The organism is Nitrospirillum amazonense, assembly GCF_007828035.1.
Taxonomy (GTDB): Bacteria; Pseudomonadota; Alphaproteobacteria; order Azospirillales; family Azospirillaceae; genus Nitrospirillum; species Nitrospirillum amazonense.
On the sequence record NZ_VITV01000008.1, the window covers coordinates 261,918 to 288,575 of the forward strand.

Below are 26,658 nucleotides of genomic sequence, written 5' to 3' on the forward strand. Positions count from 1 at the left end.
TCGGCAGCGACCAGAAAGAAAAAGTTGTAAGAATAGTCGTGGCGAGTAACGCCCGGATTCCACGAGTGCCCTGCATATTACTACCCCCTGTTCTTATGAGCGCCCTCTACCGCCACCAATCCTTGTGGGATTTTGTTATTCGGTGGGGTCGAAAAAGATAATTTATGATACCGCCGCGCCTGGGGTTTTCTTTCCAAATTGCGTATGCCGAAGCGGGTGGGCAGAAAATTTTATTCCCCAAGTGACCGCTGCAGAAATTTTCTGCCGGGACCGGTCGGCAGCGCATTCCGCGCAGGTGGGCGAAGGACCATCAGGCGGAACCGAACACCCCTCGGCTGTCATAAGACGGCATTTCCAATGCCCTTGATCCTGGATGGAGGAATAGATTTTCCCTGAATGCGCGCGATAAGCCAGGACCTGTCGCAAGGCCGAAAAACAAACGCCCGCAGGCGGCACCTGCGGGCGTGCGATTTCCGGGATTGCCGGCGTCAGGGTGCTGGATGGACGAAGGCGCGGATGTCGGCACCGAACTTGCGGGCGGCCCCCTCATCCGTGTAGGCCATGTGCCCGCCCTCATAGAAGGTCAGCCGCACGCTGCCCTCGGGCCAGCCGCCCTGGCGGGCCAGCAACTCCGCCGCCCCCACCGTGGTCTGGGTGTCGTAATAGCCGTTGCCGATCAACAGCCGCATCTTGGGACTGGCCTTCATGGCCTTCAGCAGCCGGTCGCTGTAGGCCCAGTTGGCGAAAGGCGAGGCGAAGCCCCATCCCCAGTCGTCCAGCCCCTGGACCTCCGCTATCTCCACATAGGGTTCGGCGCGGTCGACCTTCAGGTCGGTGTGGAGGTAGTCCTTGAACAGGCGGGAGAATGCCGGCATGACGGCCGCGGCGAACGGATCGGGCCCGATGCCCTTGTCGGTGATGGGGGCGGCATAGCGCGCGTCGGCGCGACCCAGCAGCAAGCCCTGATCCTTCAGCAATTCGCCCCGGTACTGCTCCTTGCTGATGCGCAGGGCGTGGTCGCGGTAATAGGCGGCGGGAATGCCGGTCAGATCCTGCAGGCGCTGGGCCACGCGGTCGCGGTCCGCCGCCGGCAATTCGCCGCCCTGGTACAAGGCGGGCATGTAATCGCTCTGGGCGTAGCGCCGCGCCTCATCCACGAAAGCTTCCAGCGACAGGCCGTGGCGGTCCACCTTCTGGTGGTACCAGGCAATGGCCGCCAGGGTGGGCAGCGACACCACGTAACTCATGATGTTCTGCGGCCGTTGCACGTATTCGATGATGTTGACCGCCTGGCCCATCAGCAGCACGCCAGCCAGCGGGATGGGCTTGGGCAGCTCGGCCAGTTGGCCGGCCACCTCGGCCGCACGCATGGTGCCGTAGCTTTCACCCAGCAGGTAAACGGCGGACACGTCGCGGTGATGCTGCGCCAGCCAAGCCTGAATGAAGGCCGTGACCTCCTGCCCGTCCGCCTTCACCGAGAAATAGCTCTTGGGATCGACGCCCTCGGCCACTCGGCTGAAACCGGTGGAGGCCGGGTCGATGAACACCAGGTCGGTGGCGTCCAGCGGCGAATAGGGGTTGTCCACCAGCGTGAAGGTGGAGGGATCAGCCTTCAGGTCATCCGGCACGGCCACGCGTTTCGGCCCCATGACACCCAGGTGCAGCCAGAGGGAGGCGGTGATGGGCCCGCCGTTGAAGACGAAGGTCACCGGCCGTTTGGCCGCGTCCTTGGCTTCCACGGTGTAGGCGAAGCTCACCAGGTGCGCGCCCGGCTTGCCCGCGGCGTCATTCACGTCCGTCCCTTCCACCGTCGCGGTGTAGGCCAGCTTATGGCCGTTCAGCGTGGTGGTGTGATGGGTCACGGCCGGCGCGTCCGCGAATGCCGACATGGATGCGGCCAGCATCAGCGCGGCCATCAGGCCCCCCACTTTACGTCCGGTGGCTTTGCCGGTCATCATCGTCCCCCTGTCGCAGGCGCCCTGTTCTCAGGGGAAATAATACCGGCCGGCGGCGGAATGTTTTTGCGTTATCCCGCTCGCCGGGCGGGTGACGGCAAGTTTTATGCGGGGACTGGCCGTCAGGGGGTGGCCTTGGCCGTGGCGTGGCGCGCCTGGTAGGCTTGCATGGCTTCCTGGTACGCCGGAGATTGCTGCGCGGCCGGTAGGGTGCGGAGCTTCTTTTTCTGCTTCAGCACAAAGGTTTCCGCCGTCAGGCTGGCATGCTCCCCACAGAACTTGGCGCAGGCGCCGGTGGGATCGCTAAAGCCCACCTCATCCCCGCTAAGGGTCATGGTCAGTAGGCAGCGCTGTGTGGGCGCCGGATCCTGGAAGACGAAGCTGCCGATCTTTTTGTATTCCGCGATGCCGGTCAGGGTGCAACTCTGCCCGTTATAAAAGGACAGGCGCATGTCCAGGTAGGCGGCGCCATCCGCCACCGGCGTCACCTGCAGCACGTCCTCCGCCCCGTGGATGCTGTCGGCGGTCTTGACCGGGTGACGGTAGATGCCGGCGATGCGGGCCAGCAGCATCTTGGCGTCGGCCTTGCTGCCATCGGGGGCGTAGGCCATGGCGCGCTTGGCCGATTCCGCCTGCACCGCCTTGATCTTCATCCGGTATTCCCGTTCCAGGCAGGCGCGGGCGTCCAGCGTGGCATCGCAGCGCTGGAACATCGCCTCGTCCACCGTCCAGGCACGGCCCAGGCGGACATAGGGCACATCCTGAACACTGTCGATCAACTGGTGCAGGCCGGGATCGGCGCACAGCGCCTGGAAGGAGGCTGAGGTGGGCGCCTGGCAGTCCGCCGGCGTGAGACCGGGCACGGGCGCCTCTGCGGCCACCGCCCCGCCGCTTCCCAACACGACCGCCAGAAAGGTGATGACCGCCCGCTTGCCCATGACGCCCCCAACGCCCCTGTGCTTACCCGGGTGAACTGTGCCTAAGGGCAACGGTGGGCGCAAGGGATCGCCTGGGCACTCACCGTTTTGCACCCTAGGCACCGCGCACTAGGACGTGGCGCTTGCGCCCCGCCGACAGGCGCACCGGCAGGGCCCGCGCCACGATGCGGGCATCCAGGTCCGCCACTGCCACCCCATCGACCCGCACGCCGCCCCCGGCGATCAGGCGGCGCGCCTCCCCTTTCGAGGCCGCCAGGCCGCCGCGCACCAGCAGGTCGACCACCAGGGCGCCGTCCGGCACCTCCTCCACCGTCAGCGCCACCGCCGGCAGGCCCTCGGCGTTGGTGCCGGTGAAGGCCCGGCGGGCGGTCTCATTGGCGGCCTGGGCTGCCTCGGGCCCGTGGGCCAGGGCGGTCGCGGCGTTGGCCAGCACCTCCTTGGCCTGGTTGATCTCCGCCCCCGGCAGCGCCTCCAGTTCCGCGATGCGCTCCAGCGGCAGATCGGTGAACAGGCGCAGGAAGCGGCCGACGTCGGCATCCTCCGTGTTGCGCCAGAACTGCCAGTAGCCGTAGGGCGGCAGCCGGTCGGCGTTCAGCCAGACGGCACCGCCGGCGGTCTTGCCCATCTTGGCACCGGACGCGGTGGTCAGCAGCGGAGTGGTCAGGCCGAAGACCTCCCGCCCCTCAAGCCGGCGCACCAGGTCGATGCCGTTGACGATATTGCCCCATTGGTCCGACCCGCCCATCTGCGCCAGGCAGCCGGCGCGGCGGTGCAGTTCCAGGAAATCGAAGGCCTGGAGGATCATGTAGTTGAATTCCAGGAAGCTCATGGGGTCCTGCCGCTCCAGCCGCGCCTTCACGCTGTCGAAGGACAGCATGCGGTTGACGGAGAAATGGCGGCCGATGTCGCGCAACAGGTCGATGTAACCCAGGCGGTCCAGCCAATCGGCGTTGTTGACCATGACGGCATCGATGGGCCCCGACCCGAAGGTCAGGAAACGTTCGAAAACCCGGCGGATGCCCTGGATGTTGGCGGCGATCTGGACGTCGGTCAGCAGCGGACGTTCCGTGGCGCGAAAGCTGGGGTCACCCACCCTGGTGGTGCCGCCGCCGATCAGCACGATGGGCTTGTGCCCCGCCCGTTGCAGGCGGCGCAGCGTCATGATGGGCAGCAGATGCCCCACGTGCAGGCTGTCGGCCGTGGCGTCGAAGCCGATGTAGACCGGCACCACACCGGCCGCGAAGGCCGCGTCCAGCCCATCCAGGTTGGTGCACTGGTGAATGTAGCCGCGCGCGCCAAGCACCTGCAGGGCGGTGGAGCGTGGTGTCTGTGGGGAAAAATCCTGGGTATCCATGAAGCGGTTCCTGGTCTGGTGGACCGCCACCAAGAGGGAGACCGCTTTTGGAAAACGACTGCCGCCTTGGCGGCGGCATCGTTTCAACATGGTCGAACAACGCCGCTCCTATCAGGAGGGCGCGTAATACGTGCAGCAGAGGGGCAGCGTCGTGACCATGGGCGGATGGTGATCATCCCGCCGCCGTCCTGTCAAGCCGCCGCAGCGCATAGCCTCCTTATTTAACATAATTTTTCTGTCAATTGTATAGATTGACTCTCAACAGATCGTTAATTTAGCCTCAACTTAGATCGTAGAATAACGCGCACCGATTGATAAATAACATATCCAATAGTGTTGATTTGCGGGAGACCATGATGGGTAAAGCCTATTCCGCCCTTTGCCGCCTGGCCCTGGCTGCGGCCTTGACCCTGGGTATTGGCGCGGCATCCGCAGCGGAAAAGCCGGTGCGCATCGGCTATCAGAAATACGGAACCCTGCTTCTGCTGAAGGAAAGCGGCAAGCTGGACGAACAGCTGAAAGCCCAAGGCGTCGCTGTGGAATGGCGGGAATTCCCCGGCGGCCCGCAGTTGCTGGAGGCGCTGAACGTCGGCGCGCTGGACTTCGGCATCACCGGCGAAGCGCCCCCCATCTTCGCCCAGGCCGCGGGCGCCCCCCTCGTCTATGTCGGCGTGGAACCGCCGGCACCCAAGGGCGAGGCCATCCTGGTACCCAAGGATAGCCCGCTGAAAAGCGTGGCCGACCTGAAGGGCAAGAAGGTGGCGCTGAACAAGGGCTCCAACGTCCACTACCTGCTGGTGAAGGCGCTGGAGGAAGCGGGCCTGGCATACAGCGACATCCAGCCCACCTACTTGGCGCCGGCCGACGCCCGCGCGGCGTTCGAGCAGGGCAGCGTCGATGCCTGGGTCATCTGGGACCCCTACTACGCCGCCGCGGCCGCCGCCACCCAGGCCAGGGTGCTGTTGGACGGCGTGCGCCCCGACGGCAGCAATCTGGTGGCCAACCACCAGTTCTACCTGGCCGAACGCGGCTTCAACGAGACGCGGCCCCAGGTGGTTCAGACCATCCTGGCGGCACTGAAGGACATCGACGCCCAGTCCAGGGGCGACCAGAAGGCCGTGGCCCAGCGCCTGAGCCCGCAGGTGGGCATCCCGGCGCCGGTGCTGGAAACGGCGCTGGCCCGCATGGGCTACGGCGTGCAGCCCATTACGCCCGAGGTGGTCGCTGCCCAGCAGAAGATCGCCGACACCTTCCACCAGCTGGGGCTGATCCCCAAGCCCATCCGCGTCTCCGACGCCATTCCCGGATCGAAATCATGAGCGACACCCCCCTTCACCCTGCCGAACCGGTGACGGAAGCGAACGTCTTCTGGTTCATCCCCACCCATGGCGACGGCCGCTATCTGGGCACCACCCACGGCGCCCGCGCCGTCAGCTTCGATTACCTGAAGCAGATCGCACAGGCGGCCGACAGCCTGGGCTACTACGGCGTGCTGCTGCCCACCGGGCGCAGTTGCGAGGACAGCTGGGTCATCGCCTCCGCCCTGGCCCCGCTGACGGAACGCTTGCGCTATCTGGTAGCGGTACGGCCCGGCTTGCAGTCGCCCACCGTTTCGGCCCGTATGGCGGCCACACTGGACCGGGTGTCCAACGGCCGGCTGCTGATCAATGTGGTAACCGGCGGCGACCCGGTGGAGAACGCCGGCGACGGCATCTTCCTGTCGCATACAGAGCGCTATGAGGTGACGCGGGAATTCTTGTCGGTCTGGACCCGCCTGATCGCCGGCGAGACGGTGCATTATGAAGGCAAGCACATCCGCATCGAGGATGGGCGACTGTTCTTCCCCTCCCTGCAGCGGCCCTACCCGCCCCTGTATTTCGGCGGATCATCGACCGCCGGCATCGACGTGGCGGCGGAGACGGTCGACAAATACCTGACCTGGGGCGAGCCACCGGCGCAGGTGGCGGAGAAGGTGGCCGTCGTCCGCGCCGCCGCAGCCGCCAAAGGCCGCAAGGTGACCTTCGGCATCCGCCTGCATGTCATCGTGCGCGAAACCAACGAGGCTGCCTGGCGTGCCGCCGATGAGCTGATCCAGCACGTGGATGACGCCACCATCGCCCAGGCCCAGAAGACCTTCGCCCGCATGGACAGCGTGGGTCAGGCCCGCATGCAGGCGCTGCACGGCGGCCGGCGCGACAAGCTGGAGGTCAGCCCCAACCTGTGGGCCGGCGTGGGCCTGGTGCGCGGCGGCGCCGGCACCGCCCTGGTGGGCGATCCGGAAACGGTGGCGCAGCGCATGAAGGAATACATGGCGGTGGGCATCGACAGCTTCATCCTGTCGGGCTACCCGCACCTGGAGGAAGCCTACCGCTTCGCCGAACTGGTCTTCCCCCTGCTGCCGCTGGCGCCCGGCAATGGCCGGGACAAGGGCGAGGCCACCAACCATGGCCCGTTCGGCGAGCGCATCGCCAACACCCTGCCCCCGGCGCCCAAGGATACCGCCGCCCTGCGCCAGGCGTCGGCATCATGACCAGGGCTACCGCGCTGCGCCGGGGGCTGGTCCCCTGGCTGCTGCCCATCGCCCTGCTGGCGGTGTGGGAGGTGGCGGCCAAGGCGGGATGGCTGTCGGCCCGCGTGCTGCCGGCGCCCAGCGACATCGCCGTCGCTTTCTGGATCACGCTGAAGGACGGCAGCCTGCCCCACCACGTCGGCATCAGTGCCGAACGCGCCGTACTGGGCCTGGCCATCGGCGGCGGCCTGGGCTTTGCCCTGGGGCTGGTCAACGGCGCCCTGCCCCTGGCCGAGGACATCCTGGACAGTTCCTTGCAGATGCTGCGCAACGTGCCGCACCTGGCCATCATCCCCATGGTCATCCTGTGGTTCGGCATCGGGGAGGAGGCCAAGGTCTTCCTGGTGGCCGTGGGCGTGCTGTTCCCCATGTACCTCAACACCTTCCACGGCATCCGCTCGGTGGACCGGGGCCTGGTGGAGATGGGGCGGGTCTATGGCCTGAGGCCCGTGGCCCTCTACCTGCGCGTCATTCTGCCGGGCGCCCTGCCCGCCATCCTGGTTGGCCTGCGCTACGCCCTGGGCATCATGTGGCTGACCCTGATCGTGGCGGAGACCATCTCCGCCTCCTCCGGCATCGGCTACATGACCATGAACGCGCGGGAGTTCCTGCAAACCGACATGGTGTTGCTGGGCATCATCGTCTACGCCCTGCTGGGCAAGCTGGCCGACATCGCGTCGCGCTGGCTGGAGCGCAGGGCGCTGAAGTGGAACCCATCCTTCCACACCGGGCTGGAGGCGGCATGATGGTCCCCCTGCGCGCGGCGCCCCCACCCCAGGTTCAGCCCGAGGTCCAGGACGAAGCCCCCGTTACCGGCAAGGGCTTGGAACTGGCCTTCGACGGCGTCACCAAAGCCTTCGGCGACGTGAGCGTGCTGAAGGGCCTGGACCTGGCCATCCCGGCCGGACAATTCGTCGCCGTCGTCGGCCGCTCGGGCGGTGGCAAGACCACGCTGATGCGCCTCATCGCCGGGCTGGACGGCCCAACCAGCGGCACCATCCGCATCGACGGCACGGCCCGCCGGGGCCTGCAGCCCGACGTGCGCCTGCTGTTCCAGGACGCCCGCCTGCTGCCCTGGCAGCGGGTGCTGAGCAATGTCGGCATCGCCCGGGGGCCCGGCTGGAAGGCACGCGCCCAGGCGCTGCTGGCCGAGGTGGGCCTGGCGGATCGCGCGGGCGACTGGCCCTACGTCCTGTCCGGCGGGCAGAAGCAGCGCGTGGCCCTGGCCCGCGCCCTGGTGACGGAGCCCGGCATCCTGCTGCTGGACGAACCCTTCGGCGCCCTGGACGCCCTGACCCGGGCGGACATGCACCGCCTGCTGACCCGGATTTGGGGCCAGCACGGCTTCACCGCCATCCTCATCACCCACGACGTGGCCGAGGCCGTGGCCCTGGCCGATCGCGTGCTGGTGCTGCGCGACGGGCGCGTGGCCGAGGACATCGCCGTCGACATCCCGCGCGGCGCCCGCGCCACCGGCGCCCCCCGGCTGGCGGAACTGGAACGCCGCATCCTCAACGCCGTCTAAAAGAGAGTGCCCCTGGACGCGCAACGATCACTTTTGAAGTTCACAAAAGGCAACTACGTGCCGCCTTGAACCAATCGCTTGCCCCTGACACTCTGGCACCCGACAGCCTGACCGCCGCCGCCCTATAGACGGCATCGCTGCACCGGTATCACTTGATCGGGTTCCCCATGTCCCTGGGTGATGCGCACCAAAGAACCGCCCCCCGCGTCGTCATCCTGGGCGGCGGCTTCAGCGGGGCCGTGGCCGCCTTGCACTTGGCCCGGGGCACGCCGGTGCCGGTGGACATCGATATCGTGGAGCCGCGTCCGCTGCTGGGGGGCGGTGTCGCCTATTCCACCCCCGATCCGCAGCACCGCATCAACGTGCCAGCCGCGCGCATGAGCGCTTTTTCCGCCGACATGGGCCATTTCGACCGCTGGCTGCGCCGCTCCGGCGTGCTGGCCACGGACCCGCAGGCCCTGGTCAAGGGCGGGCACATCTTCTCCAGCCGGCTGGAGTTCGGGCGCTATCTCGACGGGCTGGTGCGGGAACAGGCGGCCTCCGACGGGCCCGCCCACATCCGTCATGTGCAGCAGCGGGCGACATCCATCACCCCCATCCCCCGTGATGCGCCGCCGGGCCAGTCCTTCGGCTATGCCGTGGCGCTGGAAAACGGCGGCCGTCTGGTGGCCGATGTGGTGATCATCGCCACCAGCCACCCGCCGCCGGCCCCGCCCCGGAACCTCGTAGCGGCGCTGGGCGACGACCCGCGCCTGATCGCGAACCCCTGGGCGCCCGGCGCGCTGGAGGGGCTGGACACCAACGCCCGGGTGCTGGTGGTGGGCTCGGGCCTCACCATGGCCGACATCCTGGCCACGCTGGAGGCCGGGGGGCACAAGGGGCCAATCACCGTCTTCTCCCGTCGTGGCCTGACGCCCCGGGGACATGCCCTGGACGCGAGCGAGCTGGTGGGTGACTTCGCCACCCGGCCGGAGGTGACGGCCCTGGCCCTGCTGCGCCGCATCCGCGCCACGGTGAAAGCTGCGGATGTGGAGGGCCGGCCGTGGCAGACGGTGCTGGACGCCGTGCGCCGGGACGCCCGCGCCATCTGGCAGGCCCTACCCCTGGACCAGAAGCGCAAAATGCTGCGTCACCTGCGCCCCTTCTGGGACGCGCACCGCTACCGCATCGCCCCGCAGCCGGAGGCGACCATCCATGAGCTGGAAGCGCGGGGGCAGCTTGAAATCCTGGCGGCCAACCTGGCCGACATCCGGGCCGATGCCGCTGGCGTGCATGTCACCCTGCGTCCCCGCCGGGGCGGCCCCGCCCTGACCCGCACGGTGGACGCGGTGGTGGTGGCCACCGGGCCGGCACACGACCATCTGATCGATGCCGTTCCCGCCCTGGCCCCCCTGGTGTCGACCGGACGCCTTCATCCCGACGCGCTGGGCCTGGGCATCGCCGTGGATGAGCAGAGCCGCGTCATCGACGTGCGCGGCGTGCCGGATGAGACGTTGTGGGTGGCCGGCCCCCTTGCCCGCGCCACCTTCGGCGAGCTGATGGGCCTGCCTCAGGTGCTGATCCATGCGGAGGAGGTGGCGCGGTCCGTGGCCCAGCGTCTGCCGGGCCAGGCCGCCCCGGAAAAGCCGAAGGCGGGCACCCGCAGCCGGATGCCCGCCTGATCGGACTGGGTTTAGATCACCCGGCGGATCCAGCCATCCACCAGCGGGGCCTGGCTGCCGCGCTGCATGCCGACCAGGCGCTCACGCAGGTCTGCCGTGGTCGACCCGCCCTCACCATTGCCGATGACAAAGTCACCCTCGGCCGTGCGCACGGTGCCGATGGGCGCCAGCACGGCGGCGGTGCCGCAGGCGAAGGCCTCGCGCACCCGGCCGGTGGCGGCATCCTCCTTCCACTGCGCCAGGGTATACGGCTCCTCCACCACCGTGTGGCCCAGGCTGCGCGCCAGCTGGATGATGCTGTCGCGGGTGATGCCGGGCAGGATGGTGCCGCTGAGCGGCGGGGTCAGCAGGCTGCCGTCGTCGCGGACGAAGAAGACGTTCATGCCGCCCAGCTCCTCGATCCAGCGATGCTCCGCCGCGTCCAGGAACACCACCTGGTCGCAGCCGTGCTTGCTGGCCTCCAATTGGGCGATCAGGCTGGCGGCGTAGTTGCCGCCGCACTTGGCCGCGCCGGTGCCGCCGGGGGCGGCGCGGGTGTAGTTCTCCGGCGCCCAGATGGTGATGGCCTTGGCCCCGCCCTTGAAGTAGGCGCCCACCGGGCAGGCGATGACGCAGAAGATGTACTCCGACGCCGGCCGCACGCCCAGGAAAGCCTCGTTGGCGAACATGAAGGGCCGGATGTACAGGCTGGCGCCCTCCCCGCCGGGGATCCAGGCCTGGTCGATGCGCACCAGCTGCTCCACCGCTTCCAGGAACAGCTCCTCCGGGATCAGCGGCATGGCCATGCGCTCGGCCGAGTCCCGGAAGCGCTTGGCATTGGCGTCGGGCCGGAACAGCGTCACGCCGCCGTCCGCCGCGCGATAGGCCTTCATGCCCTCGAAGACTTCCTGGGCGTAGTGCAGCACAGCCGCCGCAGGATCGAGCGCGAACGGCGCCCGCGCCGTGACCTTGGCGTCATGCCAACCCTGGCCCTCCGTCCAGCGGATCGTCACCATGTGGTCGGTGAATACCTTGCCGAAGCCGGGGTTTTCCAGGATGCGGGCGCGCGTGGCGGCGTCGGTCGGATTGGCGGTGCGGTCTATCGTGAACGTCATGATCTCAAGCCTTCGTGTCCCATGCCGGCAGCCTAACCGATCGGCTGGTCGCATACGGTCGTGTATTTTTAGTCCGACGTGGTACGGCGGATTTTCAAACCTGCCTAGCGGACGGATCAGATCGAAGCTAAATCTGATGCGAAACGCCATTAAAGAACAACGGCGGAGGATTGTATGGGCGAAACATTGCCGATGGCCGGGGCGGCCGGGCCAGCGGGGATGTCGGCGGGTGCGCAGCGCCTGACCATGGGGCTATGCTTCCTGGCGGCCGCCATTGAAGGGTTCGATCTGCAGTCGGCCGGTGTGGCCGCACCCCGCCTGGGCCCCGCCTTCCAGCTGGACCCCACACAGATGAGCTTGGTGTTCAGCGCCGCCATCGCCGGCCTGATCGTGGGCGCCCTGGTGGGGGGCCGCGTCTCCGACCTCAGGGGGCGCAAGGTGGCGCTGATGCTGTCGCTGGGCGTCTTCGGTCTGTTCTCCTGCCTCACGGCACTTGCCTGGGACTATCCCAGCCTGCTGGCCGCGCGTTTCCTGACCGGCCTGGGCCTGGGCGGCGCCTTTCCCAACCTGATCGCCATCGCCTCGGAAAGCACGGAGCGGGGCAAGGCCGGCGCCGTGGCCATCATCTATGCCGGCATGCCCCTGGGCGGGGCGCTGGCCGCCGTCATGGCCTTGCGCGGCGGACACGGTGATTGGCAGACCGTGTTCTGGATGGGCGGCGTCGCCCCGCTGGCGCTGCTGCCCATCCTGGCCGTGGCCCTGCCCGCCTTTTGCGTGGCACCGGCGGCCGACACCCCGCGCCAGGGCATCGTTCAGGCCCTGTTCGCCCCGGGGCGACGCGTGGACACAGGCGCCCTGTGGCTGGGCTCCTTCTTCGCCCTGCTGGTCCTGTACCTGCTGCTGAATTGGCTGCCCGTACTGCTGCTGTCGCGCGGCCTGCCCCGCACCCTGGTTCTGGGCGTGCAGATCGTCTTCAACATGGGCGGCGCCTGCGGCTCCGGCATTGCCGGCCAGTTGATGGACCGGGTGGACCGCCGGCTGGCCGTGATCGTCATCTTCCTGGCCCTGGCGCTGGCCCTGGCCGGCCTGGCCGGGGTGGAGGCCAATTTCCTCATGGCCGTGGCCGCCGTCGCCGGCGCGGCGGTACTGGCCGCCCAGGCGCTGATTTATGGCCTGGCACCCAGCTATTATCCGGCAGAGGTGCGTGGACAAGGCGTGGGTGCCGTTGTGGCCGCCGGCCGCCTGGGTTCCGTCGCCGGGCCGCTGCTGGCCGGCCAGTTGATCGCCAGCGGCGGCAGCAGCGCCGACGTGCTGATGGGCATCATCCCGATGGCGGTGTTGAGTGGCATCGCGACCTTCGTCCTGGTCGCCCGCCGGCCCGCCTAGAGCGGAACGCGATCATGGCTGATCGCATCTTGCTCTAGGCGGGAACGGCCGTCGCCTCGAGCCGCATGCGCCGGCCGCGGCGATGATCCACCGGCGTCGCCAGGCGCAACAGGTGACGCTTATGCTGGACGGAGGCGACGGTGCGGCCCAGGGCTTGGGCGATTTCCCGGTCGCCCTGCCCGGCGGCGTTCATGGCGATCAGCTGGGCCAGGCTCTCTTCATCCCAGGATCGCGCGGGGCCAAGTTTGGCGGCGCTACGCATGCTCTCACCTTGAGTGTTAGAAACGGCATCCAAGTCTTTGGTAAAATCAACTCTAGGCTTTCAATCGAACTTCCCCGTCTTTCCAGGGCGACCGGGCCGCGAAGAGGAGTTCGCCCTCCTCCACCATGCGCTGGGCGATGGAACCGTCGACTTGCAGGGCGCTACGGAAGTCGCCCATGCACAGGACGGTGACGGCGGCGGGCAGATCCAGGCGGCCAAGGGTGGCCAGCGCCAAGTTGCCGTCCCAGCAGGGCAGCGGCGCCTCGTCGTCAATGACGATCAGGAAGTGGCCGGTGGCGCCCTCGGCACGCATCGGCGACGGGACCAGGAGGTAGATGCGCCAGGGATGCAGGGCGTCGACAAGGGCCAGCAGGGCCGCCGCTATCCGTTGCGTGCCAATCCACCGGTCGCCCCATTGCCCCGGCCCTTCCGCCGCCGCCATGCCGTCCTCCCTGGGTTGGTCGTCTCCTGTTCCGCGTCGCCGTCGTCTGCTGCCGAATGGAAGCGCTTACCGGCCCTTGAACTGGGGCGGACGCTTCTCGGCGAACGCGCTCATGCCTTCCTTCTGATCCTCCAGCGCGAAGGTCGAGTGGAACAGCCGGCGCTCGAACCGCAGGCCTTCGGCCAGCGTCAGCTCGAACGCGCGGTCCACCGCCTCCTTCGCCATCATCACGGCGGGGCGGGAATAGCCGCAGATCTTCTCCGCCACCTTCACCGCCTCTTCCACCAATTCGGCCGCCGGCACGATGCGCGCCACCAGGCCTGCCCGCTCGGCCTCCACCGCGTCCATCATGCGGCCGGTCAGCACCAGCTCCATGGCCTTGGCCTTGCCGATGGCGCGGGTCAGGCGCTGGGTGCCGCCGGCACCGGGAATGGTGCCGATGGTGATTTCGGGCTGGCCGAACTTGGCTGTGTCGGCGGCCAGCAGGATGTCGGCCATCATGGCCAGTTCGCATCCGCCACCCAGGGCATAGCCCGCGACCGCCGCGATGGTCGGCTTGCGGCAGGTGGCCAGGCGTCCCCACTTCTTGGTGATGAAGTCACCCAGGTAGGCGTCCATGTAGGTCTTGGACTGCATCTCCTTAATGTCGGCGCCGGCGGCGAAGGCCTTCTCGCTGCCCGTCACAACGATGGCGCCAATGGAATCATCGGCCTCCAGCCGGTCCAGCGCGTCCTGCAGGTCGGTCACCAGGCCGTCCGACAGGGCGTTCAGCGCCTTGGGACGGTTCAGGCGGATCAGGCCCACGGGGCCCCGCACCTCGACCAGGATGTTCTCGTAGGCGAACTCGGACATTGGGGTCCTCTCCAGGATGATTGCCACGGGCGTCGTATCGTCGGCGCCGGGGTGGGACCGGGACCGCACCGAGGCCCGGACAGTGCCTGCAAACTGCCCCATATCATGGAAAGGGCAGCGAATACCGAAGTTCCCAGGATTATTCAGCGATCCGCCCGGCCTGACTAGGAAAAGGGGGTGAAGGCTGGAAATGGGCCTTGCGAAGTTTGTGAAGTCGCCCCTGGCACAGCTGTCGCGCCGCCCTGCCCAAGCCCGAAAGGTTGCCTGTTACGGGCAATCCTGGAATGATCCGCCGCGATGCGCGGGCCTGGCGGCCCCAAACCGGTACCTATGACCCTGCCTCGCTCGTGAAACCGACACCGTGACGACCCAGACTGCAAAGACGCCCGCGGTTCCCTCTCGTGGCGGGGCGCCGGCCCAGGCGGCGCGGCGGATGCGCGATGAGATCCTGGCCTTGCCCGATGGCGCGCCGCTGGGATCGGAAGAGGAACTCCTGGCCCGCTATGGCCTGAGCCGGCCCACCCTGCGTCAGACGGCGCGTATCCTGGAGCAGGAGCAGTTGCTGGTCGTGCGTCGGGGCAACGGCGGCGGCTATTACGGCCGGCGGCCGGACATCGGCGCCGTCACCCAGGCCGCGGCGCTCTACCTGCGCCTGCGCCAGACCACGGTGCGCGACGTGCTGGACGCCTTCCAGCTGGTGAATGTGGAGGCCGCCCGCCTGGCCGCCCTGGCGGACACGATGGCGGCCGACGCCACGGGCGCGCGGCTGGACCTGGCGGAATTCCGCCAGCACCTGATGGACCGCAAGGACGTGACCTATCTGGCGGCCGACGTGGTACGGGACGAGGTGGCCCTGTACGCCATCCTTATGCGCATGGCGGGCAACCCAGCGCTGGAACTGTTCCACCGCACGCTGTTCGAGTTCGGCCAGCGCGATGCGAACCTGCGCGTCTTCCAGGGCCATCCCGACCGTTGCGCCCATTGGCGCACGGGACGCCTGCGCATGGTGGACGCCATCCTGGCCCGCGACCCGGAGATGGCCGTGCTGCTGGCGCGCCGGCAGAACCGCCTGATGCTGGACTGGGTGTCGCCGGAGGTAGAGCGGGAATCCATCGCCCCCCGCGACTGAGCCAACAAAAGGGGGACGGCCCATCATTCCGTCCCCGTAACGTTAAAGGGATAACGTTGATGAACGGGCCCGTCTCTCGCTTCTATTTCTCCGACCGCTTGCGCCTGCACTATGTCGAGTGGGGACGGGAGGACAAGCCCACCCTGCTGCTGGTCCACGGCGGCCGCGACCATTGCCGCAGCTGGGACTGGGTGGCGCAGGACTTGGCGCGCGACTTCCACATCCTGGCGCCCGACCTTCGCGGCCATGGCGATTCCGCCTGGTCGCAAGGCGGCGCCTATACCCTGGCGGAGGTGGTGGCCGACCTGGTGCAGCTGCTGCGCCAGCGCGCCGGCCGCAAGGTGGTGGTCATGGGCCATTCCTACGGCGGGGCGGCGGCGCTGTTCCTCGCCAGCCTGTACCCAGAGCTGGTGGAGCGGCTGGCGGTGGTGGAGGGCACCTGGCCCTGGCAGGAACTGCGGACGCAGAAGCCTCTGGCCGACCGTTTCCGCGACTGGGTGGACAAGGTGCACGAACTGTCGGCCCGGGGCCCGCGCAAATACCAGACGCTGGAGGAAGCCGTGGCCCGCATGCAGGCGGAGAACAGTTTCCTGTCGACCGATCAGGCGCGCCACCTGACGGTCCACGGCCTGCACCAGAATGAGGATGGCACCTACAGCTGGAAGTTCGACAACTATATCCGCACCGCCTATCCCTTCCGCATCAGCCTGGATGAGCTGCGGGACCTTTGGTCGGCGGTCACCTGCCCCACCTTGCTGATCAACGGCGGGAAAAGCTGGGTGGAGGATCCGGTGGCCAATGGTGCCGCCGCCTTGTTCCCGCAGGGCCGGACGGCCATGATCGCGGACGCCGGTCATTGGCCGCATCACGACCGCTTCGACGCGTTCATGGCGGTCACCCGCCCCTTCCTTGCGGGCTGACCCTACCGCGGCCGCAAGCCCTCAACCAGCAGGGCCAAGGCTTCGGCCAGGGCTTGCTCCTGCGCCTCCACCGCCAGGCGCTCGGCGGCGCCCACCAGCATCTTGGCCGCGCGGTGCAGCTCCACCACCGTCAGGTCCGCCCGCACCAGGCCCGCCGCCTGCGCCGAAGCCAGCGGCGGGGCCAGCACGGCGTCCAGCTGCCCGTGTAGCCCCTGGATGAGGGCGGGCCCATCCTCCTCCGCCTCCAGGCTGGCGATCAGCGGGCCGTGCAGCACGGCCTGTCGGGCGATGCGGCACAGAAAGGGATAGAAGGCGGCCGGGTCGCCGCCGGTGGCCGCCCAATCCTGGGCCAGGACCGCCAGTTGCCGCTCGAACACCGCCAGGGCCAGCGCGCGCCGATCGGCGAAGTTGCGATAGAGGGTGGCGCGGCCCACCCCGGCCTCCGCCGCGATGGCCTCCAGCGCGACATGATAGCCGTGGCACTGGAACAGCGCCGCCGCCGCCGTGATCAGCCGTTCCCGACGGTCCTGCGCATCCCGACGCACCGGGCCGCTCCTTCCCTGGGGAGATTCTTCAACCGGAACGCCGCGATGGCGTATCGGGTTGCACCGCTTCCAAAATTTCCTGCCACGGCGATTGTCACGGAACATCTGGACAGGCCTGTCCGTTTACAGCGGCCGTTCACCAGCCGCCCCTACCTGAGCAGGCCTGCCCCATGAGTGATGACGAGACGCCACGCAAGGACCAGCAGCCCCAGGGCGATCGTCATCAGGGCGACGACAAGCGACAGGACGACAAGAAGCGGGACGCGGACGGCCGGGACAAGGACGGCCGGGACAAGGACGGCAAGGAGGAAAAGAAGCCCTCCCCCCTCGCCAACCCGCGGGTGCGCATCGGCCTGATCATCGCGGCCGTGGTGGTCGTCGCGGCCCTGATCGCCTGGGGCGTCTACTACTGGACCACCGGCCAGTATGAGCAGGAGACCAACGACGCCTATCTGCAGGCGGACATGGTGACCGTCGCGCCCAAGGTGGGCGGTTATGTCGAGCAGGTGCTGGTCGAGGACAACCAACTGGTGGAGCCCGGCCAGCCCCTGGTGAAGATTGATGAGCGGGAGACCAGGGCCCGCCACGACCAGGCCGTGGCCCAGGTGGCTCAGGGCAAGGCCGCCATCGTGGAGTACCAGGCCCAGATCCGCCGGCAGGAGGCGGAGATTGTGCGCGCCCAGGCCCAGCTGGCCGGCGCCCGCAGCACGGCCCTCTATGCCCAGCGTCAGGTCGACCGCTACACACCGCTCGCCGCCAGCGGCGCCCAGACGGCGGAGCAGCTGGACCAGATGCGCCAGACCCGCGACCAGGCCAAGGCCGAGGCCGTCGCCGACGAGGCGCAGGTGGAAAGCGCGCGGCGCCAGATCGATGTGCTGAACGCCCAGATCCAGAGCGCCCAGGCCCAGGTGGAACAAGCCCAGGCCCAGGTGGACCAGGCGGACGTGGATTTGCGCAGCACCCTGGTGCGCAGCAGCATCAGGGGCCGGGTAGGCGACCGCACCGTGCGCGTCGGCCAATACGTGCAAACGGGCACGCGCATGATGTCCATCGTGCCGCTGGAGGGCGTCTACCTGGTCGCCAACTACAAGGAGACGCAGATCGGCCTGATGCGCATCGGCCAGCCTGCCACCTTCACCGTCGATGCCGTCAGCGGCGGGGAGTTCCACGGCACGGTGGACAGCTTCGCCCCCGGCACCGGCGCCCAGTTCGCCCTGCTGCCGCCGCAGAACGCCACCGGCAACTTCACCAAGATCGTGCAGCGCGTGCCGGTGCGCATCCGCATCGAGGCGGGGCCGGAAGCGCGCAAGGTGCTGGTGCCGGGGCTGTCGGTCATCGTCACCGTCGACACCATCGGCGCCAAGGAGGAGCAGCGCCGCATCAAGGAAGAGGCCAAGCGCACGGAGGAGCGCCGTCAGCGCGAGCATGACGACGCCGTCCAGCGCAACCGGGAGGCGGAGAAGGCCAACCAGCCGCAGAACGGGGCTGGGAAATGAGCGCCGCCGCCGCGACAGCGGACCCGAAAGGGAATGCGTCCAAGGCCGACAGCGGGGCCTGGCTGGCCGTGGCGGCCGGCACCATCGGCGCCCTGATGGCCACGCTGGACGTTTCCATCGTCAACGCCGCCCTGCCCCTGATCCAGGGTGAGGTGGGCGCCAGCGGCAGCGAGGGCACCTGGATCTCCACCGCCTATCTGGTGGCGGAGATCGTCATGATCGCCTTGGCCGGCTGGTTCGTTCGCCTGTTGGGCCTGCGCACCTTCCTGCTGATCGTCACCAGTGGCTTCGTGCTGTCGTCCATGGCTTGCGGCATCTCCAGCAACCTAGTGCAGATGATCATCGGCCGCGTCGGCCAGGGCATGACCGGCGGCGCCATGATCCCCACCGCCATGACCATCGTTTCCACCCGCCTGCCGCCCAGCCAGCAGCCGGTGGGCATTGCCATGTTCGGCGCCACCGCCGTGCTGGGGCCCGTGCTGGGGCCCGCCATCGGCGGCTATCTGGCGGAGAATGTCAGCTGGCATTACGCCTTTTTCCTGAACCTGCCCATCGGGCTCACGCTGCTGGGCCTGCTGACGTTGGGGCTGCCTTCGGAAAAGGGTGATTGGGGTCAGCTGGCCGACGCCGACTGGCTGGGCATCCTGGGGCTGACCCTGGGCCTGGGCTGCCTGACCACCCTGCTGGAGGAGGGCCAGCGGGAGCGGTGGTTCGAATCCGACATGATCAACACGCTGGCCGGCGTCTCCATCCTCGGCTTCGTGCTGCTGATCGCGGGGCAGTTCGTGGCCCGCCGGCCGGTCATCCGCCTCAGCATCCTGGTCAGCAACCACAGCTTCGCCGCCGTCTTCGCCATGAGCCTGGTGGTAGGCGGGGCGCTCTATGGCCTGCTGTACCTGATCCCGCAATACCTGGCCAATGTGCAGGGCTACAACCCGGAACAGTCTGGCTACATCGCCATGATCAGCGGCGTGCCCACCCTGATGCTCATGCCCCTCTTCCCCATCGCCGTGCGCCGCATCGACGTGCGCCTGGCGGTCGCCATGGGCCTGGGCTTCTACGGTATCAGCTGCATGCTGAACAGCCACCTGACACCCGACATCGCCGGGCCGGAACTGGTGGTGCCGCAGCTGCTGCGCGGTGTCGGCCAGTTCTTCTCCATGCTGTTCCTGAACCAGGCGGCGACCGCGTCGGCCGGCAAGGAGCATGCGGAGGACGCGTCCTGCCTGTTCAACGCCGCCCGCAACCTGGGCGGATCGTTCGGCCTGGCCGTCATCTCCACCCTGCTGGACCAGCGCGACACGCTGCACATCAACCGCATCGGCGAAAGCGTCACCTACAACTCCCCCGAAGGGCAGGCCTACGTCGCCCAGCTGACCCAGGCCTTCGCCAACGGCGACCCGGAGGGCGGCCGGCTGCGGGGCCTGGCGGTGTTCAGCCAGCAGGTGGCCCACCAGGCCAACGTCCTGACCTTCAGCGATCTGTTCTGGCTGTTCGGCATGATCCTGTTCGGCTCCATCCCCCTGGTGCTCATGATGCGGCCGCTGCCCAAGGGCGGCGCGCCCGGCGGGGGGCATTGACGATGCGGCGCCCGTCTCTGCTGCCCCTGCTTTTGTTATCGGCCGCCTGCACGGTGGGACCCGATTACAAGGGCCCGCCCGACGTGGCGCCCCGGTCCGAAGCCGCCGGCCAGTTCCGCCGCGCCGCGACCGCGCCGGTGGACGTCGCCACCCCGCCGGCGCGCTGGTGGGACGGCATGGGCGACCCGGAGCTGACCCGCCTGGTGGATCTGGCCCTGGCCGCCAGCCCGACGCTGAAGGCGGCGCAGGCCCGCGTGCTGGAGGCCCGCGCCCTGGTGGCGCAGCAGCGGGCCGCCCTGTTCCCCCAGGGCAATGCCACCGCCCTGGCGGCCAAGGCCCGCATCCCCACCGGCGCCCTGTCCACGGCCGACAACCAGATCAACGCCGCCTTGGCGCGGGAGGCCATCACCAACCCAAGCCTGTTCCCCGGCGGCACGCCGCCCCATGTCGACATCCCCAACCATGTGACGACGGAGCTGTACAACCTGGGCTTCGACGCGCGCTGGGAACTGGATCTCTTCGGCGGCACGCGGCGGGAGATCGAAGCGGCGGCGGCCCAGACCGACGCGGCCGCCGCCAAGGTCGAGGACGCCCAGGTGCAGCTGGCGGCCGAGGTGGGCCAGGCCTACGTGGGCTTGCGTGATGCCCAGCACCGGCTGGATCTGACCCGCGCCTCGGCAGCGGCCGAGCACCGCATGCTGGACCTGACGGTGGACAAGCGCCACTTGGGCACGGCCACCGACGCCGACGTGGCCCGGATGGAGACCCAGGCCCGGCAGACCGACGCCCAGATTCCGCCGCTGGAAGGCCGGGTGGAACAGGCCATGGACCAGCTGGCCCTGTTGGCGGGCCAGGAGCCCGGCACCCTGGATGCGGAGCTGACGCCCCTTCGCCCCGTGCCCCTGCCGCCGGCGGTGGTGCCGGTGGCCGACCCGGCCGCCCTGCTGCGGCGCCGGCCGGACATCCGCGCCGCCGAACGCCAGCTGGCCGCCAGCAATGCGGAGATCGGCCACGCCGTGGCGCAACTGTTTCCCAATGTCAGCCTGTTCGGCAGCATCGGCTTCGGGTCCAACAAGGTGGACACCCTGTTCCGCAGCAGCAGCCTCAGCTTGATCGGCGCCCCCATGCTGAGCTGGAACGTCCTGGACTGGGGTCGCGTGCGCGCGCAGATCCGACAGGCCAGCGCCGCCAACCAGGAAAGCCTGGCGCAGTATCAAAGCACGGTGCTGCAGGCCCTGCAGGATGCGGAAGGCGGGCTGTCGCGCTATGGCCACCAACGCGAGGCCACTTTCCAGCTGGCCGGCGCGCTGGACGTGGCCACCCGGGCCCAGCGGCTGGCCGACGCCCGCTATCGTGGTGGCACCGCCACCGCGCTGGAGGCGCTGGACGCCGAGCGCCAGCGTTTGCAGGTGGAGCAGAGCCTGGCCCAGGCCCAGGCACAGACCAGCGATGACTACATCGCCTTGCAGAAAAGCCTGGGGCTGGGCTGGCAGCCGGTGGACCCGGCGCAGTTGCCCGACCCACCGGATTACTGAGGCGGAACCGGGCACAAGCTGCGGCGTTTCCCCGTCACGAACGGAGGTCGGACCTATGCCTATGTCCCTGAAATCGCGCCACGTCTCCTCCTGGCTGTCCTGGCCCGGCCTGACGGGCATCGTCGTCATCCTTCTCGGGCTGGCGCTGGCGATCCCCGGCGGCTGGCTGATCGTGGCGGGCGGCAGCTGGTACTACTTCCTGGCCGGCCTGACGCTGGCTGCGGTGGGCGTACTGCTGGGGCTGGGCCGGTGGGAAGCCTTATGGCTATACGCCCTGCTGTTCCTGGCAACGGCGCTTTGGGCCTACTGGGAGGTGGGGCTGGACGGCTGGCAGCTGGTTCCCCGCCTGCTGACGCCGGCCTTGCTGGGCGCCTGGCTCAGCCTGCCATGGGTGGTGCGTCCCCTGCACGGGGCGCCGCGCCCGGCGGGGCCGCCGGAGGACGATTCCCTGGCGACGCACAGCGTCCGGCCCCGGCCCTTGACATATCGACCCTGGCTGGGCGTGGGCGTCTACGCCCTGGTGGTAGCGGTGATTGTGGTGCTGGGCTACCGCGTCACGGCCATCCGCACGGTGGAGGGCGGCCCGCTGGTGGGCGGCAAGCCCGTCACGGAACCGGCGCCCAACCCGCCGGTGCCCGAGGGCGGCTGGCAGTATTACGGCCGCACCGCCGATGGCGACCGCTTCTCCCCGTTGAGCCAAATCCGGCCGGACAATGTGAACCAGCTGGATTTGGCCTGGTATTACCGCACGGGCGACTTGCCCAGCGATTTCGAGAACCAGAACGGGCGGGAATTCAATTTCGAGGCGACGCCTATCAAGGTGAACGACACCCTTTACTTCTGCACACCGCACCGCCAGGTCATCGCCCTGGATGCCACCGCCGGCACCGTGAAATGGAAATACGATCCCCACAACGACACATCGGCCAACGAATACTTGGCCTGCCGGGGCGTGGCCTATTACGAGAAACCGGCCGAGACGACACCAACGCCCCTCACCCCCACGCCCCTTGCGCCCTCGGCCAACCCCATGGCCGCCGCCTGCCCCCGGCGCATCATCGCCACCACGGCGGACGCCCGGCTGATGGCGCTGGATGCCGACACGGGGCAGCCCTGCCCCGATTTCGGCAGCAACGGCTACGTCAGCCTGACAGACGCCATGGGACCGGTCCCGCCGGGCTTCCACTTCATCACCTCGCAGCCGCTGGTGGTGAACAATCGCGTCATCCTGGGTGGCTGGATCTACGACAACCAGTCCAAGGGCGAACCCTCGGGCGTGGTGCGTGCCTATGATCCCGTCAGCGGCGCGCTGGCCTGGGCTTGGGACATGGGCCGGCCTGACCCCACGGCACCGCTGAAGCCGGGTGAGGTGTATACCCGCGGCACGCCCAACGGCTGGGGCACCTACACCGCCGACCCGGCGCTGGGCCTGGTCTACATCCCGCTGGGCAATGCCACGCCGGACTATTACGGCGCCGACCGCCGCCCCTTCGACGATGCCTATTCCAGCGCGCTGGTGGCGCTGGACATCGCCACGGGCCAGGAACGCTGGCACTTCCAGACCGTGCACCATGACGTCTGGGATTTCGACCTGCCCATCGGCCCGTCGCTGGTGGAGGTGTCCACGCCCGACGGCGTCGTCCCGGCCCTGGTGCAGACCACCAAGATGGGGGAGCTGTACCTGCTGGACCGGCGCGACGGCCATCCGCTGGCGCGGGTGGAGGAAAAGGCGGTGCCCGGCCGGGGCTTGCCGGGCGAGCACCTGTCCCCCACCCAGCCCTTTTCCACCGGCATGCCCTCGCTGACCCCGCCGCCGTTGAAGGCCACGGACGCCTGGGGCGCCACGCCCATCGACCAGTTGCTGTGCCGGCTGGATTTCCAGCGCCGGCGCTATGATGGGCTTTACACCCCGCCCACGCTGGACCGAGGGACCATCGCCTATCCCGCCTTCGACGGCGTGGTCGATTGGCACGGCGCCAGCATCGACCCCAGCCGCCACCTGCTGATCGCCAATGCCAGCTACATCCCCTTCACTGTCGACATCCTGCCGCGCGAGGAGGCGATGAAGAAGGGCATGATCAAGCCGTGGAAAGGCTGGAGCGAACCCTACCCCAAGCCCAAGGACTTCAGCATCGGCCCGCAGTACGGCACCCCCTATGCCGCCGTGGTCCAGCCCTGGCTGGGTGCGTTCGGCGCCCCCTGCCACGCCCCGCCCTGGGGAAAGCTGGTAGCCATTGACCTGCAAAGCCGCACGATCGTCTGGCAGCACCCCCTAGGCACCACGCGGGACACCAACCTGTTCAACACGCGGACGAACCTGCCCCTGCCGACCGGCATCTTCAACATCGGCGGCAATCTGGTGACGGCCAGCGGCGTCATCTTCGTCGGCGCCACCGCCGACCAGTACCTGCGCGCCTTCGACGAGCATACGGGTCGGGAGCTGTGGAAGGCGCGCCTGCCGGCGGGCGGCCAAGCCAACCCTATGACCTATCAGGGCAAGGATGGACGACAGTACGTGGTCATCGCCGCCGGCGGGCATGGTGGCCTGCGCACGCGCAACGGCGACTACATCATGGCCTACGCCCTGCCCACGCCGGGCGCCAGCGTGGTGGGGATGGAGAGCCACCCTGGAAGCCATTAATGCGGAAGCCATTGAAGCGTAGAGATTTTTTCATTTAAGGCGGGAACCGGCGGCGCCCGGGGATGTTGCCTGCATGGGCAGACATCATTCGAGGGGGCACCCATGAAGCGCCTTGTTATTGTTTCCAACCGGGTTCCGGCCGCTGGCACGCCGCAGGCCGGCGGCCTGGTCGTGGCGCTGGTGGGCCTGTTGCGCCGGCACAAGGGCCTGTGGTTCGGGTGGAGCGACGCGTTGACGGACCATCCCGATCCCGAGCCGCGGGTGGTCGACCGGCAAGGCATCAGTTGCGCCATGATCGACCTGACGCCGGACGAGCATCGCAAATACTACCTCGGCTTCGCCAACGGCGTGCTGTGGCCGCTGATGCATATCCTGCCCGGCGTGGTGAGCTTCCACCGGAACGAGCTGGAAACCTATCGCGCCGTGAACGTCCGTTTCGCCACAGCGTTGAAGGGTCTGCTGAAAAAGGACGACCTGATCTGGGTGCAGGACTACCAGTTGCTGGCCGTGCCGGCGGCGCTGCGGGACCTGAAGGTCGGCAACCTCATCGGCTTCTTCCTGCACATTCCCTTCCCGCCGCCTGTGGTAGCGGCCATCTCCGAAGGCCTGTTGGGACTGGTGCGCGACGTGTTGGCCGCCGATCTCATCGGTTTCCAGACGGCAACGGACGCAGAGCATTTCGCCCAGACGGCGGCGCGGTACGCCGGCGCCCGCCGGGTGGGCAAACTGGGGCTTAGACTGGGCGACCGCACCGTCCGCCTAGGTGTTTTCCCGGTGGAGATCGACGCGCGGGAATTCGCGCGCGTGACCGAGGCCGCCATGGAGCGGCGGCCGGCCCAGGATCTGGCTCACAATATGCGCGACCGCGCGTTGGTGCTCGGGGTGGACCGGCTGGATCCCAGCAAGGGACTGGTGGAACGCCTGACCGCCTTCCGGCAGTTTCTGGCGGCGGAGCCGAAATGGCATCGCCGTGTCAGCTTCCTACAGATCGCCGCCAAGTCGCGCGAGGGTGTACAGGCCTACCGCAGCCTGTTGCGGGACCTGGAAAAGATCGCCGGCGCCACCAACGGCGCCTATGCCGAACCCGACTGGACGCCGCTGAAGCTGGTAACGCAAAGCAGCACCCGTAACACCGTCGCCAGCTATATGCGGCATGCACGCGTGGGGCTGGTCACCCCCTTGCGTGACGGCATGAACCTGGTAGCCAAGGAGTTCGTGGCGGCACAGGACCCGGACGACCCGGGCGTGCTGGTGCTGTCCCGCTTCGCCGGCGCCGCCACCCAGCTGGACGCCGCCCTGCAGGTCAATCCCTATGACCCCGACCAGATCGAGGAGGCCCTGCGCCGGGCGCTCACCATGCCGCTGGCGGAGCGGCGGGAGCGCTGGCGCGACCTGTGGGACGTCATCAAGGACACGTCGGCCCTGGTGTGGGGCGAGGCCTTTGCTGACGCGTTGGCCAACCGCAAGATGGCGCGGACCAAAACGGAGCGCGACGGGACCGGCGGAATCCCAACGAAAAAGGCCGCCCCCCGGGCAAGCGCGAGGGGGACGGCCTCCAAACGGGCGCGACCAGCCGGGAACGGGGTGGCCGGGGATGGGCGCCCCACCACAGGAGGCGCCCGGGCCACGACCGGCTGACGCCGGGTCGCTTATTCCGCCGCCATGGCGTTGATATGCGACTTGGCCAGCATGGTCAGCTTCTCATCCGTGGCCTTTTCCTCTTCCAGGTTCTGGTGCAGCAGGGCGGCGCAGTCATCGCGGCCCAGCAGCTTGGCCCAGGTCACCAGCGTGCCGTAGCGCGAGATCTCATAATGCTCCACCGCCTGGCCGGCGGCGACCAGGGCGGCGTCCAGGACCTGCTTGTCGTCCACGTCCCCGGCGATATCGTCGGCCTCATCGATGATCCCGTCGATGGCCGGGCACTTCACCGCCTCCGGTTCCACGCCGTGCTGGCGGAACACCTGCTCCAGGCGCTGGATCTGGCCCTCGGTTTCCCGCAGGTGGGTCTGGAATCCCTGCTTCAGTTCCGAGTTGGTGGCCTTTTCGATCATGTCGGGCAGCGCCTTCAGAATGCGCTTCTCCGCGTAATAGATGTCCTTCAGCTGATGAACGAACAGGTCGTTCATGGTCTCAATGTCCTTGGTGAACAAACCCATGGTGTTCCTCCTGGGGATTGGACGCGGGATATTTTTGAGGCGCCGGCCTCGGTAGAGGTCGCCGGCCAGCACTCAATTCCTGAACCTCGACCCGGTTCCGGGATTTCTGAACGCCCCCTCCGCCGCCGTCACAGGCGGTTCACCTCGAATTCTTCACAGGAATAGCCCAGGGCGGCCAAGCCCTCCTCCAGGAAATCACCCAGGGTGGGGATGCCGATCAGGTAGCGGGCGGACCTTTCCCGGTGACGCTCGAACGCCAGGGCGCGGGCTTCGGCCCATTCGGCCGCGGTGTAGTCGCCACGCCCGATCCAGGTGAGGGCGATCAGGTCCACCACCTCATCCTCGTTCAGGGACGTGATGGCACCCACCAGTTCCGCCTGGGTGGGATCGTCGTCATAGTCCTCCAGCACGCCGCGCCCGCCGTCATCAGCGGGATTGGATGCCGGGTCCGGTTCCACCGGATCGACCTTCACATCGAATTCCCGCGCCTTGACAATGATGAAGCAGACCTTTTCCAAACTGATGTTGAGTTCCACCGCCGGTATGCCGTCACCGGTCATTTCCTGGGTATTGGACATCGTAGAGCCCTCCGTTTCGCACCCCGAAAAAACCGGCCGC

At 68.2% G+C, this 26,658-nt stretch carries 23 protein-coding genes; 13 read left to right on the top strand and 10 right to left on the bottom strand.

Annotation, left to right across the window (positions count from 1 at the left end; all coding sequences use genetic code 11):
• Window positions 1–488: 488 nt before the first annotated feature.
• From FBZ87_RS21625 to tyrS, 3 genes are all read right to left on the bottom strand, one after another.
• Entirely contained in the window at window positions 489–1,916 is a 1,428-nt protein-coding gene (locus tag FBZ87_RS21625) for a S10 family peptidase (RefSeq protein ID WP_246134526.1), read from the bottom strand.
• Window positions 1,917–2,077: 161 nt separating this feature from the next.
• Entirely contained in the window at window positions 2,078–2,893 is an 816-nt protein-coding gene (locus FBZ87_RS21630; RefSeq protein WP_145612659.1) for a hypothetical protein, read from the bottom strand.
• Between the two features lie 94 nt (window positions 2,894–2,987).
• Window positions 2,988–4,247, bottom strand: a complete 1,260-nt coding sequence (tyrS, locus tag FBZ87_RS21635; RefSeq protein ID WP_145612660.1) for a tyrosine--tRNA ligase — start codon at window positions 4,245–4,247, stop codon at window positions 2,988–2,990.
• Between the two features lie 353 nt (window positions 4,248–4,600).
• On the opposite strand from tyrS, the gene FBZ87_RS21640 reads away from it, so the two are divergent.
• The 5 genes from FBZ87_RS21640 (at window position 4,601) to FBZ87_RS21660 (ending at window position 10,002) form a co-directional block, all read left to right on the top strand.
• Window positions 4,601–5,566, top strand: a complete 966-nt coding sequence (locus FBZ87_RS21640; RefSeq protein ID WP_145612661.1) for a sulfonate ABC transporter substrate-binding protein — start codon at window positions 4,601–4,603, stop codon at window positions 5,564–5,566.
• On the top strand, window positions 5,563–6,777 hold the full coding sequence (gene ssuD, locus FBZ87_RS21645) for an FMNH2-dependent alkanesulfonate monooxygenase (RefSeq protein WP_145612662.1): 1,215 nt from the start codon (window positions 5,563–5,565) through the stop codon (window positions 6,775–6,777). Before FBZ87_RS21640 ends, ssuD begins: the two co-directional genes overlap by 4 nt.
• Window positions 6,774–7,562: an aliphatic sulfonate ABC transporter permease SsuC gene (gene ssuC, locus FBZ87_RS21650; RefSeq protein WP_145612663.1), complete on the top strand. Its 789-nt coding sequence runs from the start codon at window positions 6,774–6,776 to the stop codon at window positions 7,560–7,562. Before ssuD ends, ssuC begins: the two co-directional genes overlap by 4 nt.
• Window positions 7,559–8,341, top strand: a complete 783-nt coding sequence (locus FBZ87_RS21655; RefSeq protein ID WP_211107048.1) for an ATP-binding cassette domain-containing protein — start codon at window positions 7,559–7,561, stop codon at window positions 8,339–8,341. Before ssuC ends, FBZ87_RS21655 begins: the two co-directional genes overlap by 4 nt.
• 167 nt (window positions 8,342–8,508) lie before the next feature.
• Complete coding sequence (locus tag FBZ87_RS21660; protein ID WP_145612664.1) at window positions 8,509–10,002, top strand: FAD/NAD(P)-binding protein; 1,494 nt, start codon at window positions 8,509–8,511, stop codon at window positions 10,000–10,002.
• An 11-nt stretch (window positions 10,003–10,013) separates the two neighbouring features.
• Here FBZ87_RS21660 and FBZ87_RS21665 read toward each other — a convergent pair whose 3' ends face one another.
• A complete protein-coding gene (locus FBZ87_RS21665; RefSeq protein WP_145612665.1) occupies window positions 10,014–11,096 on the bottom strand; it encodes a branched-chain amino acid aminotransferase in 1,083 nt (360 codons plus the stop codon).
• 174 nt (window positions 11,097–11,270) lie between these two features.
• Between FBZ87_RS21665 and mhpT the strand changes: the two genes are divergently transcribed.
• Complete coding sequence (gene mhpT, locus FBZ87_RS21670; RefSeq protein WP_246134527.1) at window positions 11,271–12,482, top strand: 3-(3-hydroxy-phenyl)propionate transporter MhpT; 1,212 nt, start codon at window positions 11,271–11,273, stop codon at window positions 12,480–12,482.
• Window positions 12,483–12,516: 34 nt separating this feature from the next.
• Here the strand turns inward: mhpT and FBZ87_RS21675 are convergent, their stop codons facing one another.
• From FBZ87_RS21675 to FBZ87_RS21685, 3 genes are all read right to left on the bottom strand, one after another.
• Window positions 12,517–12,744, bottom strand: a complete 228-nt coding sequence (locus tag FBZ87_RS21675) for a hypothetical protein (protein WP_145612666.1) — start codon at window positions 12,742–12,744, stop codon at window positions 12,517–12,519.
• Window positions 12,745–12,796: 52 nt separating this feature from the next.
• Window positions 12,797–13,186 carry a hypothetical protein gene (locus tag FBZ87_RS21680; RefSeq protein ID WP_145612667.1) on the bottom strand — a complete coding sequence of 130 codons (390 nt, stop codon included), beginning with the start codon at window positions 13,184–13,186 and terminating at the stop codon, window positions 12,797–12,799.
• Window positions 13,187–13,252: 66 nt separating this feature from the next.
• The gene (locus tag FBZ87_RS21685) at window positions 13,253–14,038 is read right to left on the bottom strand and encodes an enoyl-CoA hydratase (RefSeq protein WP_145612668.1); all 786 of its coding nucleotides are present in this window, start codon (window positions 14,036–14,038) and stop codon (window positions 13,253–13,255) included.
• Between the two features lie 361 nt (window positions 14,039–14,399).
• Here FBZ87_RS21685 and FBZ87_RS30125 point away from each other — a divergent pair, with 361 nt between their 5' ends.
• On the top strand, window positions 14,400–15,167 hold the full coding sequence (locus FBZ87_RS30125; protein WP_281288997.1) for a FadR/GntR family transcriptional regulator: 768 nt from the start codon (window positions 14,400–14,402) through the stop codon (window positions 15,165–15,167).
• Between the two features lie 59 nt (window positions 15,168–15,226).
• Window positions 15,227–16,087, top strand: a complete 861-nt coding sequence (locus FBZ87_RS21695) for an alpha/beta fold hydrolase (protein WP_145612670.1) — start codon at window positions 15,227–15,229, stop codon at window positions 16,085–16,087.
• 2 nt (window positions 16,088–16,089) lie between these two features.
• On the opposite strand, the gene FBZ87_RS21700 is transcribed toward FBZ87_RS21695, so the two are convergent.
• Entirely contained in the window at window positions 16,090–16,632 is a 543-nt protein-coding gene (locus FBZ87_RS21700) for a TetR/AcrR family transcriptional regulator (protein ID WP_186454899.1), read from the bottom strand.
• 170 nt (window positions 16,633–16,802) lie between these two features.
• On the opposite strand from FBZ87_RS21700, the gene FBZ87_RS21705 reads away from it, so the two are divergent.
• The 5 genes from FBZ87_RS21705 (at window position 16,803) to FBZ87_RS21725 (ending at window position 25,522) form a co-directional block, all read left to right on the top strand.
• Complete coding sequence (locus FBZ87_RS21705) at window positions 16,803–18,128, top strand: HlyD family secretion protein (protein WP_145612672.1); 1,326 nt, start codon at window positions 16,803–16,805, stop codon at window positions 18,126–18,128.
• Window positions 18,125–19,708, top strand: a complete 1,584-nt coding sequence (locus FBZ87_RS21710) for an MDR family MFS transporter (RefSeq protein ID WP_145612673.1) — start codon at window positions 18,125–18,127, stop codon at window positions 19,706–19,708. The genes FBZ87_RS21705 and FBZ87_RS21710 overlap by 4 nt, the downstream gene beginning before the upstream one ends.
• A gap of 2 nt (window positions 19,709–19,710) precedes the next feature.
• Complete coding sequence (locus FBZ87_RS21715; protein WP_145612674.1) at window positions 19,711–21,243, top strand: efflux transporter outer membrane subunit; 1,533 nt, start codon at window positions 19,711–19,713, stop codon at window positions 21,241–21,243.
• A gap of 55 nt (window positions 21,244–21,298) precedes the next feature.
• Complete coding sequence (locus tag FBZ87_RS21720; protein WP_145612675.1) at window positions 21,299–23,884, top strand: membrane-bound PQQ-dependent dehydrogenase, glucose/quinate/shikimate family; 2,586 nt, start codon at window positions 21,299–21,301, stop codon at window positions 23,882–23,884.
• Window positions 23,885–23,986: 102 nt separating this feature from the next.
• Window positions 23,987–25,522, top strand: coding sequence for an alpha,alpha-trehalose-phosphate synthase (UDP-forming) (locus FBZ87_RS21725; protein ID WP_145612676.1), 1,536 nt, complete (start codon window positions 23,987–23,989; stop codon window positions 25,520–25,522).
• Between the two features lie 11 nt (window positions 25,523–25,533).
• Here FBZ87_RS21725 and FBZ87_RS21730 read toward each other — a convergent pair whose 3' ends face one another.
• On the bottom strand, window positions 25,534–26,040 hold the full coding sequence (locus FBZ87_RS21730) for a YciE/YciF ferroxidase family protein (RefSeq protein WP_145612677.1): 507 nt from the start codon (window positions 26,038–26,040) through the stop codon (window positions 25,534–25,536).
• Window positions 26,041–26,168: 128 nt separating this feature from the next.
• Window positions 26,169–26,618 (bottom strand): DUF3775 domain-containing protein, encoded by a 450-nt coding sequence (locus FBZ87_RS21735; RefSeq protein WP_211107049.1) that lies wholly within the window; start codon window positions 26,616–26,618, stop codon window positions 26,169–26,171.
• Window positions 26,619–26,658: the final 40 nt, after the last annotated feature.

Coding starts and splice junctions, on each gene's coding strand:
- ssuD (WP_145612662.1), top strand. CDS start 5,563: ATGAGCGACACCCCCCTTCACCCTGCCGAACCGGTGACGGAAGCGAAC.
- FBZ87_RS21675 (WP_145612666.1), bottom strand. CDS start 12,744: ATGCGTAGCGCCGCCAAACTTGGCCCCGCGCGATCCTGGGATGAAGAG.
- FBZ87_RS21655 (WP_211107048.1), top strand. CDS start 7,559: ATGATGGTCCCCCTGCGCGCGGCGCCCCCACCCCAGGTTCAGCCCGAG.
- mhpT (WP_246134527.1), top strand. CDS start 11,271: ATGGGCGAAACATTGCCGATGGCCGGGGCGGCCGGGCCAGCGGGGATG.
- FBZ87_RS21715 (WP_145612674.1), top strand. CDS start 19,711: ATGCGGCGCCCGTCTCTGCTGCCCCTGCTTTTGTTATCGGCCGCCTGC.
- FBZ87_RS21705 (WP_145612672.1), top strand. CDS start 16,803: ATGAGTGATGACGAGACGCCACGCAAGGACCAGCAGCCCCAGGGCGAT.
- FBZ87_RS21685 (WP_145612668.1), bottom strand. CDS start 14,038: ATGTCCGAGTTCGCCTACGAGAACATCCTGGTCGAGGTGCGGGGCCCC.
- FBZ87_RS21735 (WP_211107049.1), bottom strand. CDS start 26,618: ATGTCCAATACCCAGGAAATGACCGGTGACGGCATACCGGCGGTGGAA.
- FBZ87_RS21660 (WP_145612664.1), top strand. CDS start 8,509: ATGTCCCTGGGTGATGCGCACCAAAGAACCGCCCCCCGCGTCGTCATC.
- FBZ87_RS21720 (WP_145612675.1), top strand. CDS start 21,299: ATGCCTATGTCCCTGAAATCGCGCCACGTCTCCTCCTGGCTGTCCTGG.
- FBZ87_RS21725 (WP_145612676.1), top strand. CDS start 23,987: ATGAAGCGCCTTGTTATTGTTTCCAACCGGGTTCCGGCCGCTGGCACG.
- FBZ87_RS21695 (WP_145612670.1), top strand. CDS start 15,227: ATGAACGGGCCCGTCTCTCGCTTCTATTTCTCCGACCGCTTGCGCCTG.
- tyrS (WP_145612660.1), bottom strand. CDS start 4,247: ATGGATACCCAGGATTTTTCCCCACAGACACCACGCTCCACCGCCCTG.
- FBZ87_RS21665 (WP_145612665.1), bottom strand. CDS start 11,096: ATGACGTTCACGATAGACCGCACCGCCAATCCGACCGACGCCGCCACG.
- ssuC (WP_145612663.1), top strand. CDS start 6,774: ATGACCAGGGCTACCGCGCTGCGCCGGGGGCTGGTCCCCTGGCTGCTG.
- FBZ87_RS21630 (WP_145612659.1), bottom strand. CDS start 2,893: ATGGGCAAGCGGGCGGTCATCACCTTTCTGGCGGTCGTGTTGGGAAGC.
- FBZ87_RS21640 (WP_145612661.1), top strand. CDS start 4,601: ATGATGGGTAAAGCCTATTCCGCCCTTTGCCGCCTGGCCCTGGCTGCG.
- FBZ87_RS21710 (WP_145612673.1), top strand. CDS start 18,125: ATGAGCGCCGCCGCCGCGACAGCGGACCCGAAAGGGAATGCGTCCAAG.
- FBZ87_RS21730 (WP_145612677.1), bottom strand. CDS start 26,040: ATGGGTTTGTTCACCAAGGACATTGAGACCATGAACGACCTGTTCGTT.
- FBZ87_RS21625 (WP_246134526.1), bottom strand. CDS start 1,916: ATGGCCGCGCTGATGCTGGCCGCATCCATGTCGGCATTCGCGGACGCG.
- FBZ87_RS21680 (WP_145612667.1), bottom strand. CDS start 13,186: ATGGCGGCGGCGGAAGGGCCGGGGCAATGGGGCGACCGGTGGATTGGC.